This window comes from Algoriphagus sp. SE2, from assembly GCF_039563885.1.
Classification (GTDB): Bacteria; Bacteroidota; Bacteroidia; order Cytophagales; family Cyclobacteriaceae; genus Algoriphagus.
Genome location: NZ_JBCLWJ010000021.1, coordinates 38,735 through 57,256, shown reverse-complemented (window position 1 = coordinate 57,256; position 18,522 = coordinate 38,735). Strand labels below are relative to the sequence as shown.

The 18,522-nt window shown below is 31.2% G+C and carries 11 protein-coding genes; 1 reads left to right on the top strand and 10 read right to left on the bottom strand.

Going from position 1 to position 18,522, the window contains the following annotated elements:
• Together AAGF08_RS18545 and AAGF08_RS18540 are read right to left on the bottom strand one after the other, a co-directional pair.
• Positions 1 to 2,709 (bottom strand): right-handed parallel beta-helix repeat-containing protein (locus AAGF08_RS18545; RefSeq protein ID WP_343512878.1); only part of this gene is annotated, 2,709 nt, incomplete at its 3' end.
• Positions 2,710 to 3,659: 950 nt separating this feature from the next.
• The gene (locus tag AAGF08_RS18540) at positions 3,660 to 6,134 is read right to left on the bottom strand and encodes a right-handed parallel beta-helix repeat-containing protein (protein WP_343512877.1); all 2,475 of its coding nucleotides are present in this window, start codon (positions 6,132 to 6,134) and stop codon (positions 3,660 to 3,662) included.
• Positions 6,135 to 6,635: 501 nt separating this feature from the next.
• Here AAGF08_RS18540 and AAGF08_RS18535 point away from each other — a divergent pair.
• A complete protein-coding gene (locus AAGF08_RS18535; RefSeq protein WP_343512876.1) occupies positions 6,636 to 7,724 on the top strand; it encodes a glycosyltransferase family 4 protein in 1,089 nt (362 codons plus the stop codon).
• Positions 7,725 to 7,788: 64 nt separating this feature from the next.
• Here AAGF08_RS18535 and AAGF08_RS18530 read toward each other — a convergent pair whose 3' ends face one another.
• The 8 genes from AAGF08_RS18530 to AAGF08_RS18495 all read right to left on the bottom strand — a co-directional run bounded on the left by AAGF08_RS18530 (position 7,789) and on the right by AAGF08_RS18495 (position 18,505).
• Positions 7,789 to 8,811 (bottom strand): glycosyltransferase, encoded by a 1,023-nt coding sequence (locus AAGF08_RS18530; protein ID WP_343512875.1) that lies wholly within the window; start codon positions 8,809 to 8,811, stop codon positions 7,789 to 7,791.
• Positions 8,812 to 8,821: 10 nt separating this feature from the next.
• Positions 8,822 to 9,769: a glycosyltransferase gene (locus tag AAGF08_RS18525; RefSeq protein ID WP_343512874.1), complete on the bottom strand. Its 948-nt coding sequence runs from the start codon at positions 9,767 to 9,769 to the stop codon at positions 8,822 to 8,824.
• 219 nt (positions 9,770 to 9,988) lie between these two features.
• Entirely contained in the window at positions 9,989 to 11,311 is a 1,323-nt protein-coding gene (locus AAGF08_RS18520) for a hypothetical protein (RefSeq protein WP_343512873.1), read from the bottom strand.
• Entirely contained in the window at positions 11,304 to 12,644 is a 1,341-nt protein-coding gene (locus AAGF08_RS18515) for a hypothetical protein (protein ID WP_343512871.1), read from the bottom strand. Before AAGF08_RS18515 ends, AAGF08_RS18520 begins: the two co-directional genes overlap by 8 nt.
• A complete protein-coding gene (locus AAGF08_RS18510) occupies positions 12,637 to 13,788 on the bottom strand; it encodes a glycosyltransferase (protein WP_343512870.1) in 1,152 nt (383 codons plus the stop codon). The genes AAGF08_RS18515 and AAGF08_RS18510 overlap by 8 nt, the downstream gene beginning before the upstream one ends.
• A gap of 99 nt (positions 13,789 to 13,887) precedes the next feature.
• On the bottom strand, positions 13,888 to 14,775 hold the full coding sequence (locus AAGF08_RS18505) for an alpha-1,2-fucosyltransferase (protein ID WP_343512869.1): 888 nt from the start codon (positions 14,773 to 14,775) through the stop codon (positions 13,888 to 13,890).
• An 11-nt stretch (positions 14,776 to 14,786) separates the two neighbouring features.
• A complete protein-coding gene (locus AAGF08_RS18500; protein WP_343512868.1) occupies positions 14,787 to 16,154 on the bottom strand; it encodes an oligosaccharide flippase family protein in 1,368 nt (455 codons plus the stop codon).
• A 23-nt stretch (positions 16,155 to 16,177) separates the two neighbouring features.
• On the bottom strand, positions 16,178 to 18,505 hold the full coding sequence (locus AAGF08_RS18495; RefSeq protein WP_343512866.1) for a polysaccharide biosynthesis tyrosine autokinase: 2,328 nt from the start codon (positions 18,503 to 18,505) through the stop codon (positions 16,178 to 16,180).
• Between the last annotated feature and the right edge of the window lie 17 nt (positions 18,506 to 18,522).

Genomic DNA, 18,522 nt, shown 5'->3' with positions numbered 1-18,522 from the left:
CGCTGGTGCGTTATTCCAGTTTATCTCATAAGGAGCTTTTGTAACAGTTTCTATCAATGTATTCCCTCTAAAAAACTCAACTTTTGAAATTTGATTCTCAGGATCCGCTACATATGCTTGGATTAAGATTGAAGTACCTTCATCAAATGACTGATTTTGCGTAGGAGTCACAATGTTAGTTACCGGTGGTTGATTATCCACGGTAGATCCCTCTTCTATTTTGGCCAATAAAGCGGAACCATAGGCAGGAATACTCACTGAACCATTAAATATTTCTCCTTTAGCATTTTTATAAACTCCGGAAAGCGGATAACTCACAGTTTGGTTTGAGAAATTATACTGGAAAAAAACCTGCTGTTCTACATTTATCGGATTAGTCTTGACCTTAGATACTTTAAAATTATCTATCAAAATACTGGGGAGTGTTTTTGGGAATTTAAAAACAATACTTTCGTTTCCTGTACCCACATTTGCCTTTAGAAGGATTTTCACTCTTTTGGTTTCTGTAGAAGTAACAAAATTGAACACCGTACCTTCTTGATTTTGATTAAATGTTTTTTCTAACAACAATCCTACGGTTTGATTAGGCGTTGAACTTTTAGTATCAAATTCAACCAATATTTCATCTCCTTGAGATACTGCTCCAATCTGAATAAAAGCGGAAGCATTGGTAGTTTGGTTGAAATTTACTTTCCATACTCCTCCGTCAATACCTGTTGACAATTCTGAACTACCATTGTATACTGCCGAAACAATATTCAAATTCGAATTGAAATTACTTTCTTTAATAGTATTGGAACTAGTAACCGTATATTTTTCTAAGTCAAAAATAGGTCTCAAGGAATTTCTCTCATAGCCATATTGATTGGTCCAGTTTTCCATATTCCATTTTCTTCCGCCTGGCCCATCGTTTGGGCTTTGACTTTTAAATAGGACCTCAACTCCATAGGGATCTAGGAAGTAATTATTATTAGATGTTCCTATTTGATCAATATCATTTGCATCAGAAGATATACTATAAGGAACTTCATCTGGGTAGACCCAAGAAAATTGATTCCCTTCTACTCTAACATTCCGTACAGGATTCCCCATCACATCATCACCTACGTGCAATTGAATTGGAGTTTTATAAAAAGTATTGTTTAAAACCTCAAGATTTTTAGCATTGTGAAGATATAAGCCTTTCCCGGTAACATCGGAAATAGTATTACCGGAAATTTTAATTCCATTTGCATTATCATCAATATAAATACCTTCAGCTAGCTCGTCATCTACTGGTGTACCCGCAATAGCACCTATCCCTCTTCTTATAATGTTTCCTACTATTTCTCTACCTTCATTATTACCCCAAGTAATCCCATCCGAATTGGTATAAATACCACCACCATCATGCTTAAAAAGACAATAATTATCAATAAAATTATTTTTAATGACTGTATAATTCCCTCCAAAATGAATTCCATTAAAACCAGTATTCAAAACTTCATTTCTGGTTACTTGAGAATTATTTGCATCTCCAGCAATATAAATTGCAATTCCTTTCAAATCGCTACTATTTGCCATTCCCTGAAACGGCATTGTATTGTTTATAGTGTTATCTTGAATAATTGCTCTTGGAGTACTAAAAGGAAGGAAAACTCCTCCGCTCAGAGAATAATTAAAGGAATTGCCTCTAATAATTAAATCAGGAGTAGTATGCGAATAAATGGCATTTTGACCTGCAAAGTTTAATTCACAATTAGTAATTTGAATGTTTGCTGAATTTTGAATATTAATTAGATCAGCATTGGCACCTTTAAGATTTAAATTACTAAAAGTAAGGTTTTGGATGTATCTATTCGTCTTAATCAAATAATCTCGAGTTGCGACTTCTACATTTAAGTTATTTGGATTCTGACCTCCAAAATAGCCGTAAAGCTTTTTATTGGATTTATAATAAGCCCACTCACCAAATTGATCTAACGTGTTTAAATGATTTTGAACAAAATAGCCAAAACCAACTTTTGGAGTATACCCTGTTTCTGGAGTTGTTAAAAAACTAATTGTGCTTCCAGCATTATAGGAAATTTCATGTCGATCAGTAATCCAATCATTTTTCCTAATTACAATTTCTCCACCTACATAATTAGCCGGCATATTCGCGCCTTGAATACTCAAAGCATTATTAACAGAAGTCACAGTGAGAAATCCTTCATTCGCTGTCCCAGCATTTGGATATCTTCCAACTTCTCTTAATTGATTATTAACACTAAAGATTTGGACTTTACCGCCGTCCATACTGGAAAGAGTTGCTTCATAGGTGCCATTTCCACGAGAAACCCAATTAGTGACTCTAACCATTGAGGTTATTACAGGTTTTGCCCCTGAACCATAAGAAGTATAAATTATAGGATTCCCTGAACTACCACCTCTAGAAATCTGTATTGTTCCATAAAAAGTATCTCCACTTTTAAATAAAATTCTATCTCCAGATCTCAACTGATCAGCGAAGGAATTTAACTTATCAATACTTCTCCAAGGAGTTGATGCATTTTGCGCCTGGGCAGCGGATCGATTATCATCTCCAGATGAACTAGAGAAATAATAATCAGTTGCCCATGAAAAGGAAATAGAAACAACTGAAAAAACAATAATCAATAATACTCTTTTAACTAGTTTGGCATTTCTAAAGAGCAAGTAGTTTAGCTCATCAAGATAATTTGATTTCATAAGGTAATTCGGTGATTTTTTGGTCAGGTGGTTTGAAAGCTTCAATTTACTGGGCAATCAATTTCAAATTTCAACTTCCTTGCCAATTCTTTTGTTCAAACAATAAAAAAATAAGTTTAAATACAGTTTTTTATACAGAATAATATTTTTTAAAAAACTTATTTTTTGATAAAAAAAATTGTTGAAAAGAAATAAAAAAGTGATTTATTACGTATTATGCTAATATACCTTTGGGAAACATGATTACAAAACAGGTTAAAACCTTAGATTTATCCATAATATAAATAAACTAAAAAATGTATTTTAAATGTCTTTTAAAACATTTTATAACAATGTTTCTGTATTTTACATTTACTTAAATTTTTAAAAATTTACGCAGTAAAAAATATTTTATTTCATTAAAAAGTTTTAATAAATAAAATTATTAATGAACTCAATCCTTTAAACTAATTTTTATGTTAAATAAAATCTGCCCAATTGTCCAACTAGAAATTGAGGAATAAGAGTTATCAAAGTTACTATTACAATTATTATTTTAAATAATGAATATAAATAGTGGAAATAATAAAAAAATTCAAATAAATTTTTGAAATAAATCCTGTTTCAATTATTTCAAAAATAAATTATTTTAGCATAACAACCCGATTTTATTAAAGCTGTGGAATAATTCCACAATTAGTGGAGATTTTACATACTTTTCAACATCAGAATTTTTCAAAGTAAAATTGAAAAAGAAAAACCTATCCAATTAGACAACAGATAAGTGGTTGATAATTAAAAATATTATGGATTGTAAGCTCCAATTTTCATAATAAATAACTAAACAATATTTCTTAAACTTTTAATTTTTATATGCCATTCTAATGCCAATCCTTAAATCAATAGTGAAAAAATTTAAAACAATATTTGAATTCAAAGCAATTTAGGATTTTAAATAATCAAAGTTGATATCATTCTATTCGTATCAAAAAGACTGAGCCATAAGGAGGAACAGCCACTGTATTTTCAACAATTTCGCCTTTCGGATTTTTATAAACGCCAGATAAAGAATAGTTATGAGCTTTATCTGAAAAATTGAATTGAAAAAATGTATTTCCTTCTTTTTTTTCAGTTTTAACTTTCGAGATTTTCAAATTATCGATTTGTAAAGAAACAGGACTAATTCCTGTACGGATTACCAAGCTTTCATTTTTAGAGTTAGTCAATGAATTCAAAAAAATCTTAGCTTTTCTTATTTCATTTGAAGCCTCGAAATACGAAATGGCAGCAGAGGAGTTTTGGTTAAACGAATTTTCTAAAAAAAATTCAATTTTCTGCGGGATTTGATCGCTTTTGACATCCATTTCTATCAAAATCATATCCTCTTTACTTATTGGACCCATCTGAATATAAGCAAGTGCTTTTTCTGTTCCATCAGGTAATATCTCCCAGGTCCCTTCATTGATTCCAGACCCTACTCTTTGAGAAAGTGCATGATAAACACCTGAAACCACATTGAGATCCAAATTGAAATTACTTTGCCTTAAAATATTTTGTTCTTTTACGATAAATCTTTCAATACCACCAACATCAATTTTAGAAGAACTTTCATACCCAAAAGTAGCCCTCCATTCTCTAAAATTTTTTCTGACAGAATAAGCTCCATCACCTGGTTTCTTTGATTCAAAAATAAATTCATTTGCAAAAGGGACTAGAAAATAATTATTTCGACTTATACCTAACTTATCTAAATCATTCTCAATAGACGAAATTGAAAAAGCAATTTCATTTTTATTCAAAATTATAAATTGGTTATTTTCAATTTGTATATTTCTTAAAGGTCCACCCAAGGGATCATGATTTAGTTTAAGCTGAACATCACAATCATAAATCAGATTTTCAAAAATTTCAATATTGTTGGCATTATGTAGGTAAATTCCTTTACCATTAATGTGAGCTATGGTATTCTTTGAAACAAAGACTCCTGAAGTATTATCATCCAAATAAATGCCCTCAGCCATATTATTATCTTGATTAGTCCCCTCTTTGGCACCCAACCCGTTCAAAATAATATTACCTATTATCTCTCTCCCCTTATTATTTGCATTGACTAAACCGTCGGAATTCATATAAATACCACCTCCATCTTGCTTCCAAAGGCAGTAATTATCTATCAAATTATTTTTTACTATTGAATTGTTTCCGCCAAAGTGGATCCCGTTATAACCGGATTTTATTATTCGATTTCTTATAACCTTTGACTCATTTGCATTCCCAGCCAAATAAATCCCAATACCATTTAAATCACTGTTTTTTGCCATACCCTGAAATGGCATCGTGTTCTCAATTAAATTATCAGAAATAACTGCCCTGGGAGTACTATGCCAGAAGAATACTCCCCCACTTAAAGCATTTCGGATAATATTTTTTTTAATAGTAAAATCCGGAGTACTGTAACTATAAATGGCATTTTCTCCAGCAAATTCTAAAACACAATCTTCAATTAGAATATTTGAAGATCTTTCAATATTGATAATGTTCTTATTCCCTCCTTTTAGATGCAAATTCCTAAAAGATAAATTCCGAACTAAGAAATTTGTTATAACCAGATAATCATTTGTTGCGTATTCAATGGTTCTTTCGGACGGCTTCTCAACCCCCAGATAAATTGATAATAACTTTTCATCTTTAGAGTAGGCCCACTCTCCTATTTGATCTAATGCTCCAATGTGATTTTGAATAAAATAGCCAAATCCTTTAGTTGGTTTATACCCAGAACTACCCCTATTTAGAAAATCGATTCTTTTCCCATCTATATTTGAGATTGGATAACTATCGATAATCCAATTGTTTTTACGGAGAACTATCTCTCCTTCCTTACCATCGAAAGGAATTAAACTTCCATTAATACTGAAATCATTATTAATAGACTGAATAGTAAGGTATCCACCATTCTTATCATCACTATTTGGATACCTCCCAAAAGGCTTAATCTCTTTATCTAATATTACTATTTTTAATTCTTTAGAATTGATATTCGGGATTTTGGTTTGATAAATGCCATTTCCTAAATTTTCCAGGTTATTTACTTTTACTAAAGAGGTTATAACCGGTAAATCACCTGTTCCATAAGCATCAAATAAGATAGGATCATCTATCATACCACCTTTTGAAAGTCGGATTGTGCCATGAAATTCATCTCCTCTTTTAAAAAAAATTCTATCACCGCCTTTTAAAGAGGAAGCTATTTCATTCAGTTTTTGGATGGATTTCCAGGGAGTATCAGCTGATTGGGCTAACTCGAAAGAACGACTATCATCCCCATTAGAAGAAGAAAAATAATAATCTATACCAAAACTTCTTTCTATCGAAAAAATAAAAACACCTATTCCAAAAATGAATCTTAAAATTCTTGTTTTTGATCTACTAAATTTAAAAAACTTCATGAATCAAAATTGAAATAAAATTATACGGTTTTCCAACCTAATTTCTCACAGGAAAGAATAGTGTTCAAGGAATAATTTGATTAACAGTCTAACTATCCAGGCAAAATTATTAAGCTGAAAACTAGATATCTAAATAGAGGTTTTATTTTTAAAAAATAAAGGAATTATGAGTTATTCCATACCAAAATTTGATTCAATAGATTTTGACTTGGAAATTACAGAGTGATAAGGAGTATTCTTTGGTGATTAGATTAGTATGAATTATGACTATTGAAAATCATGGCCAAATGTTTTAAGGTAAAAATGAAAGTTAATAAATCACTGTCCTCAAAAAATTGAACATCGAACCGTTTAAAAATTTACTCAACTTTTGATAAGATCGATTATCTTAGGCATGTCGTCAAAAACCAATAATATTTGAATGTAAAGATGTCTGTTTGATAAGACTTTCTTAAAATCAGCTCATCTCCTATCTTTTCAAGAGGTACATAATAAACTACTATGAAAATTCTTTTTATCCTTCATTACCCACCACCAATTCATGGTGCAGCGGTAGTTGGGAAATATATTATGTCCAGCAAAAAGATTAATTCAACTTTTGATTCCGAATTCATCAATTTAAGCACTTCACATTCCATTGATGAAATCGGGAAAGGAGGCTTTTTAAAATGGAGGAGGTATGCTGGGATTCTATCAAAAACTGTTTCCAAATGTCTTAAGCAAAAGCCCGATCTGGTTTATATGACATTGAGCACCACAGCCCCAGGTCTATATAAAGATGCTTTTGTTGTGTTCATTGCCAAATTGTTAGGTTTTCGATTAGTATATCACTTGCACAATAAAGGTGTGAAAAAAAACAGCGAGAAATTTATTGAAAAACGTTTGTATCCCTGGATATTTAAAAACAGTGATGTGATACTTTTATCCCCTCACCTATATGAGGACATTGCAAAGTTTGTTGCCGCAGAACGTGTGAAATATTGTGGCAATGGAATAGAGGAAATTATAGGTATAAAAAATCCCTCAACTCATTCAAAAGAAGATAAAATCAATTTATTGTTTCTATCAAATTTGCTTAAGTCTAAAGGCATTTGGGACCTTTTAAAAACCTGCGTTGTTTTAAAGGAAAGTGGGATTAAATTCCAATGTATTATTGCAGGGGCGGAAGGAGATGTAACCGCAGAGGATTTGAATACTTTTGTCAACGATAATGGGTTAGCAGAAGAAATAAAGTATGTAGGCAAAGTTTCAGGAGAGGAAAAGAAGGCAATCTTAGAGACTGCAGATATTTTTATTCATCCAACACAGGAAGATTGCTTCCCTTTAGTCCTATTAGAGGCGATGCAATACAGTTTACCAATTATTTCAACTTTTGAGGGTGCTATACCTGAAATCATTAAAAATTATGAGACAGGAATAATTGTGGAAAGAGGATCCCCTAAAGAATTGGCAGAGGCAGTCACTTATCTAAAAAACCACCCAGATAAAAGGATTCTAATGGGTAAACGTGGTTTTCAAAGATTTAAAGAAAACTATACATTATCTATTTTTGAAAACAGGTTAATTTCCACTTTATCCAGCCTGGAATGAATTGAAAATTAGTCTCTTAATCATCTCAGTAAATAACCCTGCTTCACATCAGCGATGGGAAAAACTATTCTGCTTTTATCAAGGTATTGATATCTTTCACTAAATCCTGAGCAATCTTTTTTGCATCAAATTGTTTACCTGCCTCAAAAGCCTTAGATGAAAAATGTTCATAATTTTCCAACACTTTCTGGATTGCATTTGCAAAATCAATAAACTCAAATTCTTTTTCCACTAACATTCCATTCTCGCCAGACTTAAGAAAGCTTGGTATATCACCAACATTAGTAGAAACGGAAGGAACTCCTACTGAGAAAGCTTCAGCAATCACCATAGGGAAACCTTCAAATCCAGAGGCCATTAAAAATATTTTGCTCTTTGATATTTGATCTATCAAAGATCGATTATCAAGAATTCCTAAGAATTCAACATTGTCATTTAACTTCAATTCATTTACTTTTTCCTGAAGAAATTCTAGTTGAGAGCCCTTACCCGCTATTTTCAATTTATTTGAGTTTTTTATATCGGAAGGCAAAAGAGCGTATGACTCTAATATTAACTCAATTCTTTTTCCTTTTTCTAGTCTACCTGCAAAAATAAAACCTGACCTTTCTGAAAAGGGTTTTTTCGTGACATCATGAGAAATAGGATTTAAAATCTTCTTCCTTCCAGGTTCTTCCTTCCCAACTGTATAGCCAATCAAGCTTTTTTCAGAAATCATTTTTGTTGCATGGTTGAATAGAGAAGTAAAGTATTTGCCATACCAAAATCTAGATACAGATACTGGATTATCATTGCCATGAAAAACATGGATAAATGGAAGACCAAATAAAGCACAAGCATAAGCTCCTTCATGCGAATGCGAAATCACCATGTCATACTTTCTGAGTTTAAAGTAATTCAAAAACATATACATCAAGTATAAAAACCGATGTGGGACAACAGTTATATTATCAAAGTAATCTGGAAGAGTGATATATTCTAAATCATAATATTCCGATAGATGAACATCTAAATTCTTAACAAATGGACCTATCCCCCCATAAGAAGTACTGATAGAATTTGTTACTAAAACCAAAACTTTAGTCATTTTATTAGATTTAAATAGCCTTTAAACTATTGAGTAACTTATCGCTTTCCTTAATATTGTTAAATTTTTCCTGAGCTACTAATCGTCCTTCCCTTCCTATGGCAGTAATTTTTTCAGGATTATCAATTAAAAAATTTATGGCATCAACTAGCGATGTTAGTGATTCCGGCTCCACTATAAGAGCATTTTTTTTATGAATTAAGTGCTGCGAAACATCACCAACATTTGTAACAATTACTGCTCTACCAGTTGCAAGATATTCTGCTAATTTAGAAGGAAACCCTGCGTTTGCCGCACCCGAATTATCTCTAATAACACAAAAAATATCACAAGAATTAAGCAAATCCTGATATTCATTTGAAGGAATGAATCCTTTATAAAAAATTCGATCCGAAAATTCAGAAGCTTTAACCAAACTCATGAATTCATTAAAATCATGAACTGATTCCCCTTTTCCAGTTAAAATCAATTTAAGATCTTCATTCTCTTTACAAACTTCTTCAAAAGCTTTAAGCAACAAATCAAGTCCATCCTTTTTACCAAAAGAACCCCCATAGAATAAAGTGGTAGCCTTGCTTTTAGTAAACTCACTTTTTTTAAATTTTGATATATCCATAGTGACAGGAATGAATAATACTTTCTCTCGGGAAGTGTAAGAGAGCAACAGACGCTCTAAATGAGAAGAGATTGCGATATTCAAATCAATTAAAAATTGAAAGTTTTTAAGAATATAAACACCGCTTTTAACTCTAAACTTATTAACAAAACCACCAAAACTGTATGCGTGAGTACTATCCTCTACAATATCCAAAACTATTTTATACCCTAACATTTTAGCGTAAATCAAAGGAATTACTGTTTTGATATCGGGAGTATCATAAAGGTAAAATATGTTCTTCTGTCTCTTATTGTATTTGTTGCGGATAAATCTTAAAGATTTGAATAAATAGGAAGTCATTGAAGCGGGATTCTTAAAATCCAGATCCACCTTCAATTCATCAGTTCTTCCAGTATCATCTATACTATCTGCCTGGTTTGAAAAATATAAATTATTAAGCTTTACTGAATGATTTTCAACTAGAGGATACAAAAGATTTCTAACCCTAACAGATCCAGCCATTCCTTCCCGCAAAGAAATTCCAAATACCAAAATATTCATGTATGACTTTAATTAAATTTAGTGAGGGTCATTTTGAACTTGACTTTCCAAAAGTGCGTGAAATTGATTCGCAAAATCTTTTGTAACAAGTTCATATGAATGTCTTTCTTTAGCTAGTTTAATCGCATTTTGGGTATAAGTCTGTTTTAGTTGATCGTTTGAAATTATTTCATTTAATCTAGTAGAGATTATTTCTTGATCATCGCTATTTATTGTGAAGGCCCATTTCCCCTCTTCTCCATATTGGTATATGGCAGTTTCTTCAGGTGCCAAAATAATAATAGGAGTACCTGTTATCATATATTCAGGTGCTTTAGTCGGCATAGAATATTTAAGGAACTTAATCGCCTTCTTGGAAAAATCGCAGGGCAATAACAAGAAATCCATGCTTTGAAACAATTGAGGTAATTTATTATAAGGAATTAAGTCTTTGTGAAAAGTGTACTTATATTTTTTAGTCCAAGCTAACTTTTCAGCAGTTTGCACATAGAACTTAATTTTTATCTCGCTTTTCGAATTAAATAATTCAACCGCGTCAGCAAAAGATATTAAAGAATCATAGATTCCAAACCCAGTACGACCTGCATACAATATGGAGATCTCTTTACCATTATTAACCTTTTTTTCCTCTTTAGGCAACCACATTTTTAGATCAACTGGATTGTGATAGGTAATGAATTTTGCACCGTAGCGTTTTTCATACTCCGAACCCATCAAATCACAAATACTTAGGCATAAATCGGCTTTCTGAACTAGCTGTTTAAATTCATCTCCAACCTTTTTATTCCAATAATTACCAGCAAGACCATTATATCCAACAGAACTTACCCAATCATCCATTTGGTGAATCACAACAGGCACATCTAACTTGTCAGATAAACTTATCGCAAAAAGCAAAGATTCTCTAGTGGATGCTTGTATATAGAGAATATCCGGAGAAAATTCATCTACCCATTTAAGTAAGTTGTCACTCACTTCCATGATTGAAATGGTATGCATTAGCCCAGTCCAATTCAAAAATGGATAAAGAAATTTATGAATCGCTATTTCTCTATATGTGGGTTTAAATGAAAAAGCATCTACATTAGGAGTGGTTCTTATAGGTAATTTACCAGAGGGGAGCTCTCTTTGAAAATACTTAAATGGATATTTCCAATGGAATTCATCTGATCCAATAAAATAATAGTTATCACAAATTTCAGGTGAAATATTTCCATTGGAGTGACTGGTACAAATAACGGCCAAATCATCTTTATTCCACCCTCGAAAAAGATTAGATAAAGTAACACCACCTCCAGTATTAGAGTTAAAAGACTGACCGAAAACCAATACTTTAGGCATTATTTTTCTTGTTTAATTCTGGCTTCATAGTGAATTCGCTCAGAAAATATTTTTTTACAAAAGAATTAGGCAAATTTCTGATGGGAGAAGTGAAACAAATCCCTGCACTTAGCCAAATTGAAATATGAAATATACTAAAACTATAAACATTCGCAGGGTATAGGAAAATCAACCATAATAAGATCCAAATTGCTAAAGTCTTGACCAAATTATTATTTGAGTAGAATAAACCCAAAATAATAGCAGGCAAAATTATTGCCAACAACAAGAAAATGTTAACTATTCCTCCATTCATTATTAATTGAAGAACATCTGTTTCAATCACTCTCCTCAAACCACCTTCAAAAATACTTTCGTCAATACCAGGACATTTATACCCTCCATTGAATCCCTTGCCGAAAAACCAATCATATGAAGACATATCGTTGAAAAAACAATTCTCTACATATCCTCTGGTATCTTCCAAACCGCGAGATGCAACATTCTTAAAGAAGAAATTACTTCCTAAATCTTCACCAATTGAATAAAAGAATAAAAGAAATACTCCAAAAAGACCATAAGTAAGATAAAATAAAATACTAAATTTTCTTTCCGATGTAATAAAAAAATTTAATCCCCCAAAAAAGGTAATCAAAGCCGCCATAAAAATCATTCCTCTCCTCGCTCTAAATATCGCAACTGCAAAAACCATTAGTAAAACTACTAGAATAAGTGGTTTAACTTTATCATTTAATAAATTGAAATTTAAAACTAAAATACCAATTGGAATGGCTAAGTATTTAAAATAAGTTTCTGCTGCTCCTTGACTTATTAAATTTGATAGATCACTGTCAAACAAAACTCCGAAATTCAGAAAAAAGAATAAAAAATAAATTACCGATAATATAATAGCAGTATCAAATAACCTTTTTATTAAATACATATTAAAATTAATGAAAACTAAAAGAGGTATAAAATATAAAGAACCTCCATAGTTTAAGTCAAAAATAAATTGCTTTAATTCAAAGTAATCAAATGTAGAATAATCACCCCTGACTAAAATCAATACTTGCCAAATCATATAAATGACGACCATCATTCTAAAATAGGATAATTCGGCATTTACTTTAATTAACTTAGTTAAGGAGAAAACAAGTAATATATAACTAAATAACTCTAATGCCTGATAGAGAGAGTTGAATGAGAATGAGGTTAAACTCATTACAAACCCTACACTTAAGCCTATTAAAGACAAATAAAAAATTGAAATGTATAAAGCATAGGATTTCGTTGGGAAAACATATCTTTCAATTCCAATTTCATTTGAACTTTTTATATAAGATGCTTCAACCATTTGAATCTCTGATGTTTAACAACTTAAAGTGGGATTTAAGTACATTTTCACTTTTATATTCCTCTTTCAATGTAACCTGAAGCTTGTTTTCCAAACAAAATTTAATGCCATCAGCCAAGTCAACAGAATTATATGCTTCAGCAATATATCCAGTTTTTTTATGCTCAATCATCTCAGGAATACCACATAAATCAAACCCTACCACAGGGATTCCGCAATGAAGACTTTCGACTATTGTAGTAGGTTGATTATCTAAAATACTCGGAATGACGAAAACGTCAGCACATTTATAGGCTAATGAAATTTCTTTTTCATCTTCTAAATACCCTAAGTAATGGATTTTAAAATCGATAGCTTTTTCAAATTCTGATAGGTCTCCATTACCAAAGATTACAACCTCTAGTTCATCGTAGGAATAAGAATTCTTTAAGTATTTAAATGCCTCATTTATAAACATCCAGCCTTTATATACACTTGAAATATTGACAGCTCCAAAACAAACAACTAACTTTTTTGGATCAATTGATAAAATTGATCTGGCTTGACTTTGAGATGAAGGCTTAAAATTTGGAGATTCAAAGTAATTTGGGATAAAATGAATAATTGAATCCTTAAGTAAACTGGATTTTCCACCAAGATTTTTTAACCATAAACTAGGAGTAATAAATTCAAATCTACCTTTATATTTAGAAATCAACTTTTCCTTTTTTCGATGCTGAGATGATGCTATTGATTTATCCTTAAAGATCGGGCAATTCAAACAACCATCGATAAACTGCTCACAATCAACAGCATAATGACAACCTCCTGTCATAAACCACATATCATGTAAAACAATAAATATCTTTTTATCAGTTTCAAATAACTTTTCAAATGATCTATTATTAAAAAATCCAAGTTGAACCCAGTGGATATAAATTACATCAGCATCTTGAATTACTTTCATCCTAGAAACATCTGTTCCAAGATAACCATAGGTGTATAAACCAAATTTAGAGCTATCGTATTTATGAATTTTTCTTTCAATCCAATTATTGATAAAAGCTTTTAACCTCGGGATTTGAGAGAGATATGTAATTCCTTCATAGGCTTCACCATCCTCAAATAAAGAAATACAGTTGGATTGGACTAAACTTGAATTCATAAAGCCCTCGTGTAACCTACGGGCACAAGAACCTGCTGATTTATTGGAAAATTGAATTTGTACTATTTTCAACAATGGGAAAGAGGTATTATTATTCAACTAAAGTTTAACTGTCCTCCAGTTATCAGGGTAAATTTCGGGAGTATTAAGGCCTTTGATCCAGGGCTTTGGAACAAATACAATTTTTTTTGGATTTGAAGCAAGCCAAGCTGCCCACCAACTAAATGTGCTATTTGCGATAATAAAATTTGAGCATAAACTCATTAAATACATATCCAAATAGCTTTTATCATTATTATTATGTTCAATAAATTTAAAATTCGAGTCTTTAAAATTGGATTTTGCCCAATCAATATCATCGGAGAAAAAATAGAACACTGGATTACTTAATTCTAATGTCAACTCGCGAATAGCATTTAAATAATATTCTGGGCCATCAATAACCAGATGTGAATTTCGCCATTCAGATTTCGTATAATCTCCCCTTCTTATATGAACAGCAACTGAATTGTTATTTTTTATTTCCTCTGAAAGATTCTTATTAATAGAGTCTAAAGGGTCCTTAAATTTAAATTTATCTCTCAAGAGTTCTTCATGACCTTCAAAGTACTTAATAGATTGCCAAGTGCCAACAAGTCTGGAATTAGAAACATTAAATATTTCCTCATCAAAAGAGAACTCTTTTTTCTCTTTTTTGATATTTTCAAAGAGGAAAGAATACAATTGAAAAGATTTAAAAAGAATTTTTTGAACTATTGATAAACTCCAAAAAGCAGATCCAAAATTCAAAACATGTAATTTTAATCTCCCAAATGCGTCCAGGTCAAGGTAAAATGCCCTAGATAAATCAAATCCATTGTGGTGCTTATAGAAAAAGAAATCTCGAAAACTGATCCTACTCGCAACACCTTTAGAGTTTAAAACACAGGAAAGTGCATATTGAAACATTTGATTACCTAATCCACCATAAACACTAACCTTATTCATCCTTGCCATAATTACTTAAACCAAATGCTTTTAGTATTTCTAACAATCAAAATATTATATAGCTGTATAGGTGCAAATAAATAACCATATACGTTTGAAATAATAGAAGCTAGAATAATAGACCATACTCCCCACTCAAAAATCTTTATAAAAATTAAAGAGAGAATTATAAAGCCAATAGCAGTAACTATCGAAACATAAAACTGAACTCGCAATGCACCAATACCATTAATGACGTTCACAAAAATACTTGCAAACATTCCAAGAGCGAAGAAAACAAAACATAAAAATGATATTCTGAAATCAATATCAACAACACCTTCTCCTAGCCAAAAATCATAAAATTGATTACTAAAAAGCAACATTATTAAACCTAATAATAAAAATGGAAGAAGTATTAAGAGGTATTTTTTAACAGCTCTAATAATCCAGTCATAATCACCTGAATAATACGCATCCGTACTACTACTCCATAAAGGGGACAGAATAATCATATAAATGCCTTGAAGAGTTAAAAAATATTTAAAGGCAATATTATAAGCAGTTACATCAACCGGAGTAAAATAACGGGCAATTAAGAACAAAGAAGTACTATATTGAATCATTGCAGCTATTTGCAAAATGAAAAATTTCAACCCTAGCCCCATTAATTGATTCCTATACTCTTTTTGAATTAATTTAATACTGGGTATTACATCTTTGTAAGTAGTAGAAAACAAATAAATATTTGCAATTATCAATATAACAACTGGAAAAACTCCAATTCCTAAACCTAATAATATCAAGGAACCATCTGTAAATAAGGTCAATAACCAAATAATCAATAAAGATGCTGCTTGTCCAATTAGATCAATAAAAGAAGCCTTTGCTGGTTTTTGATCAGAAATTAAAATCGTTTTAATTACTTGAAAAATAAATTGGAGGCAGAAATAAGTAATTATTATTGAAGTTAACATCCTTATCTCAGAGTCCATGACAATTGGAACATTGATAAGCGAACTCCAATCAACAAAGCTATTGACTACTACTAATATTGCCCATACCGAAAGGAATAAAATTGAAATATAAAAATATGTTGTACTAACATAAATTCTAGCAAGTTTTATATTATGCTTCGCTTTTGCTTCAGCAAATTTATTTCTTAACCCTTGTGTTAAACCAACATCAAATAATGACACCCAACCGACAATAGATGTCAAAGTAAGCCAAATACCATATTGAGTTGGGTTAATATAGTTAATTGTGAGAGGGACTATTATAAAAGAAATAGCCATACTCAAAACCTTTACTATAAAACTTAAAGCTACATTTTTTTTTGCTGCAAGTGTACGAGCACTACCTTTATTGAAAAACTCACTTAGAGCATAACTAATATTCATAATTTTATCAAATCGTATTCATTCTATTTATATGCGTAATTTCCATAAGCATATTTAACACTGCTTTTTGAGCCATTAATGACTATCATAGGATTTTTCAGACGATTTGACTTCAGAACGTCACTAAAATAATCTAGATTCTTTTTACTTGTGTAATCATACCTCACTATGAATATGGAATAATCAACTATGTCAGCAATTGCAAGTGCATCTGCCACTAGTCCCATAGGGGCAGTATCAATAATTATATAATCAAACTCCTCTTTAAGTTTTTCAATTAGTTTTTCATTTTTTTCTGAATGCATAATTTCAGAAGGATTTTCAGGAATATTTCCAACTTGAAAAATTGTTATACCATTAACTTCATTCCTTGAATCCAATAGATCCTTTAAGCTGAAATCTGATGTGGAAAGGTAATTTGAAATCCCTTTATTTGATTTAAATTTAAATTCATCTTTCAACCCCTTTTTTCTCAAGTCATATTCTAGAACAGCAACACTTTTCCCCACCATAGAGAGTGACTTTGCGAAATTTATTGAAAAGAAAGTTTTCCCTTCTCCTGATACTGAAGAGGTCACCATAACCACTTTAGATACATTATCATCTAACTTATAATTAAAATTAGACCTAATTAATCTAAACTGTTCCGAGACAGGAGTATTGTTTTTATAATTAATTACGAACAATTCTTTACTTTTCAAATATGAAATCTCTCCAAGAACATCTATTTGTGAAACACTTGCTAAATCCGATCGAACTACAATTTTATCACTTAGTAATGAGCCACCAAATACATATAAAAACGGAATGGTAAAACCGAAAAACATACCCGCCAAATAAAGAACTGGGGGGTAAGGCTTAGTTGGAACATAACCAAATGAAGCGCTTTCGATTACTTTAGCTTGATTCGATGGAACTGAAGCCAAAAACAAAGCTGTTTCTTCTTTCTTTTGGATCAAATACAAATAATGATCTTTCTTTATCCCAACATCTCTACTGATGGCTTCATATTGCCTTTCTATTTGTGGAGCAGAAGTTGATTTATTTTGAAACTGCTGATTTTGATCTCGAAGATTTTGGAGCGTAATTTCAAGCTGTTTCTTATTTGTATTAATATGATCAATGATATTATCCCTTGCTGCATTTAAAATCGACATTTGCTTAATCATCAAAGGATTATCAGGCATAATTGATTTTTGATACTCTGCAACTTTTGCTTTTGCATCTTGGTATTCAATCATTGTAGTCGATAAATACGGATCATCCTTAATTAAAGAACTTAAACCGGAAATATCTCCGTTAGAATTGCTGGAAACAACAGATTGAACACTATTGTAAATATCTATTTGATTTTCTAAATCAGAAATTTCACGATTATTTCTTATGAAATTTTCCTGATATACTTTAGTATCAGATTGGACATCAATAATATTTCTAGTGTTTTTGAATTGCTCGATATCCTGCTCCATTTCATTAAGCTCGGCGAGAGTCAAATCAATTTGACTATTAATAAACTCCAATGATTTTCTAGCAACTTCTTTTTTATCTTCTGAAAGCTGTTCGTTATACTCATCAACTAATTTATCAAGAACCATGACACCTCGCTCAGGTGCTGTTTCAAGCAAAGAAATATATAAGATACTTGAATTTTTATCTTTGGTTTCAACATCTAATCTACCAGAGAAAATCCCTGCGAGTTCATCGGGACTTTTAAATTCAACGAGAATAGGTTCTTCTAGCTCACCTACTTTAGTTCTTTCGTTAAAGAGTAGTTTAAACTTTGCGTATCTGGTATCTGTGACTTCGTCTGGTCGAATCAAAATTGATTCGTCATTAATGTCAGCTATTATATAGTTTTCCTTAATTTCTAATACTCGCATCTCTCTCTTTTCATCAGATGCATTAGCACCTAACGAATAGACCTCAATCATCTCCACTGTGAAAGGTAAATGCTTAAAGAAAACAGGAGTCTTCTTATTTAAAGAGTTTACATAAAAATAATTATTATATAAATTAAGGTCATTTACTACTTCCCTCATTAATAGCCCGGATTGAATTACATCGACCTCATTATCCACTGTGTTGGAGGATTTGAACTCATTTAATCCTTCAAATACTGGGTTTTCTAAAAAATCAGCTCCTTTTGTAACATCGCGGAGCATTATACTATTATTAACAGAATAATAGGGTATAGAATAATAGATGTATACGTAAACTATAGAAAGAACCAAAACTATTGAAGACACAAATAATGGCCAAGCTTTTAGTAGCTTCCTTAATTTAAATTTAAAATCAATTTTGCTTGAAGAAGATTCTACATTCTCCTCCAAAATTATATTTGAAAGTTTCATATTTTTTCGGAAATATC

Bases quoted from the DNA above. Each gene is read 5' to 3' on its own strand.
- AAGF08_RS18520 (WP_343512873.1), bottom strand. From the start codon at position 11,311: ATGCCTAAAGTATTGGTTTTCGGTCAGTCTTTTAACTCTAATACTGGA.
- AAGF08_RS18515 (WP_343512871.1), bottom strand. From the start codon at position 12,644: ATGGTTGAAGCATCTTATATAAAAAGTTCAAATGAAATTGGAATTGAA.
- AAGF08_RS18530 (WP_343512875.1), bottom strand. From the start codon at position 8,811: ATGACTAAAGTTTTGGTTTTAGTAACAAATTCTATCAGTACTTCTTAT.
- AAGF08_RS18510 (WP_343512870.1), bottom strand. From the start codon at position 13,788: ATGAATTCAAGTTTAGTCCAATCCAACTGTATTTCTTTATTTGAGGAT.
- AAGF08_RS18525 (WP_343512874.1), bottom strand. From the start codon at position 9,769: ATGACTTCCTATTTATTCAAATCTTTAAGATTTATCCGCAACAAATAC.
- AAGF08_RS18495 (WP_343512866.1), bottom strand. From the start codon at position 18,505: ATGAAACTTTCAAATATAATTTTGGAGGAGAATGTAGAATCTTCTTCA.
- AAGF08_RS18505 (WP_343512869.1), bottom strand. From the start codon at position 14,775: ATGAATAAGGTTAGTGTTTATGGTGGATTAGGTAATCAAATGTTTCAA.
- AAGF08_RS18500 (WP_343512868.1), bottom strand. From the start codon at position 16,154: ATGAATATTAGTTATGCTCTAAGTGAGTTTTTCAATAAAGGTAGTGCT.
- AAGF08_RS18540 (WP_343512877.1), bottom strand. From the start codon at position 6,134: ATGAAGTTTTTTAAATTTAGTAGATCAAAAACAAGAATTTTAAGATTC.
- AAGF08_RS18535 (WP_343512876.1), top strand. From the start codon at position 6,636: ATGAAAATTCTTTTTATCCTTCATTACCCACCACCAATTCATGGTGCA.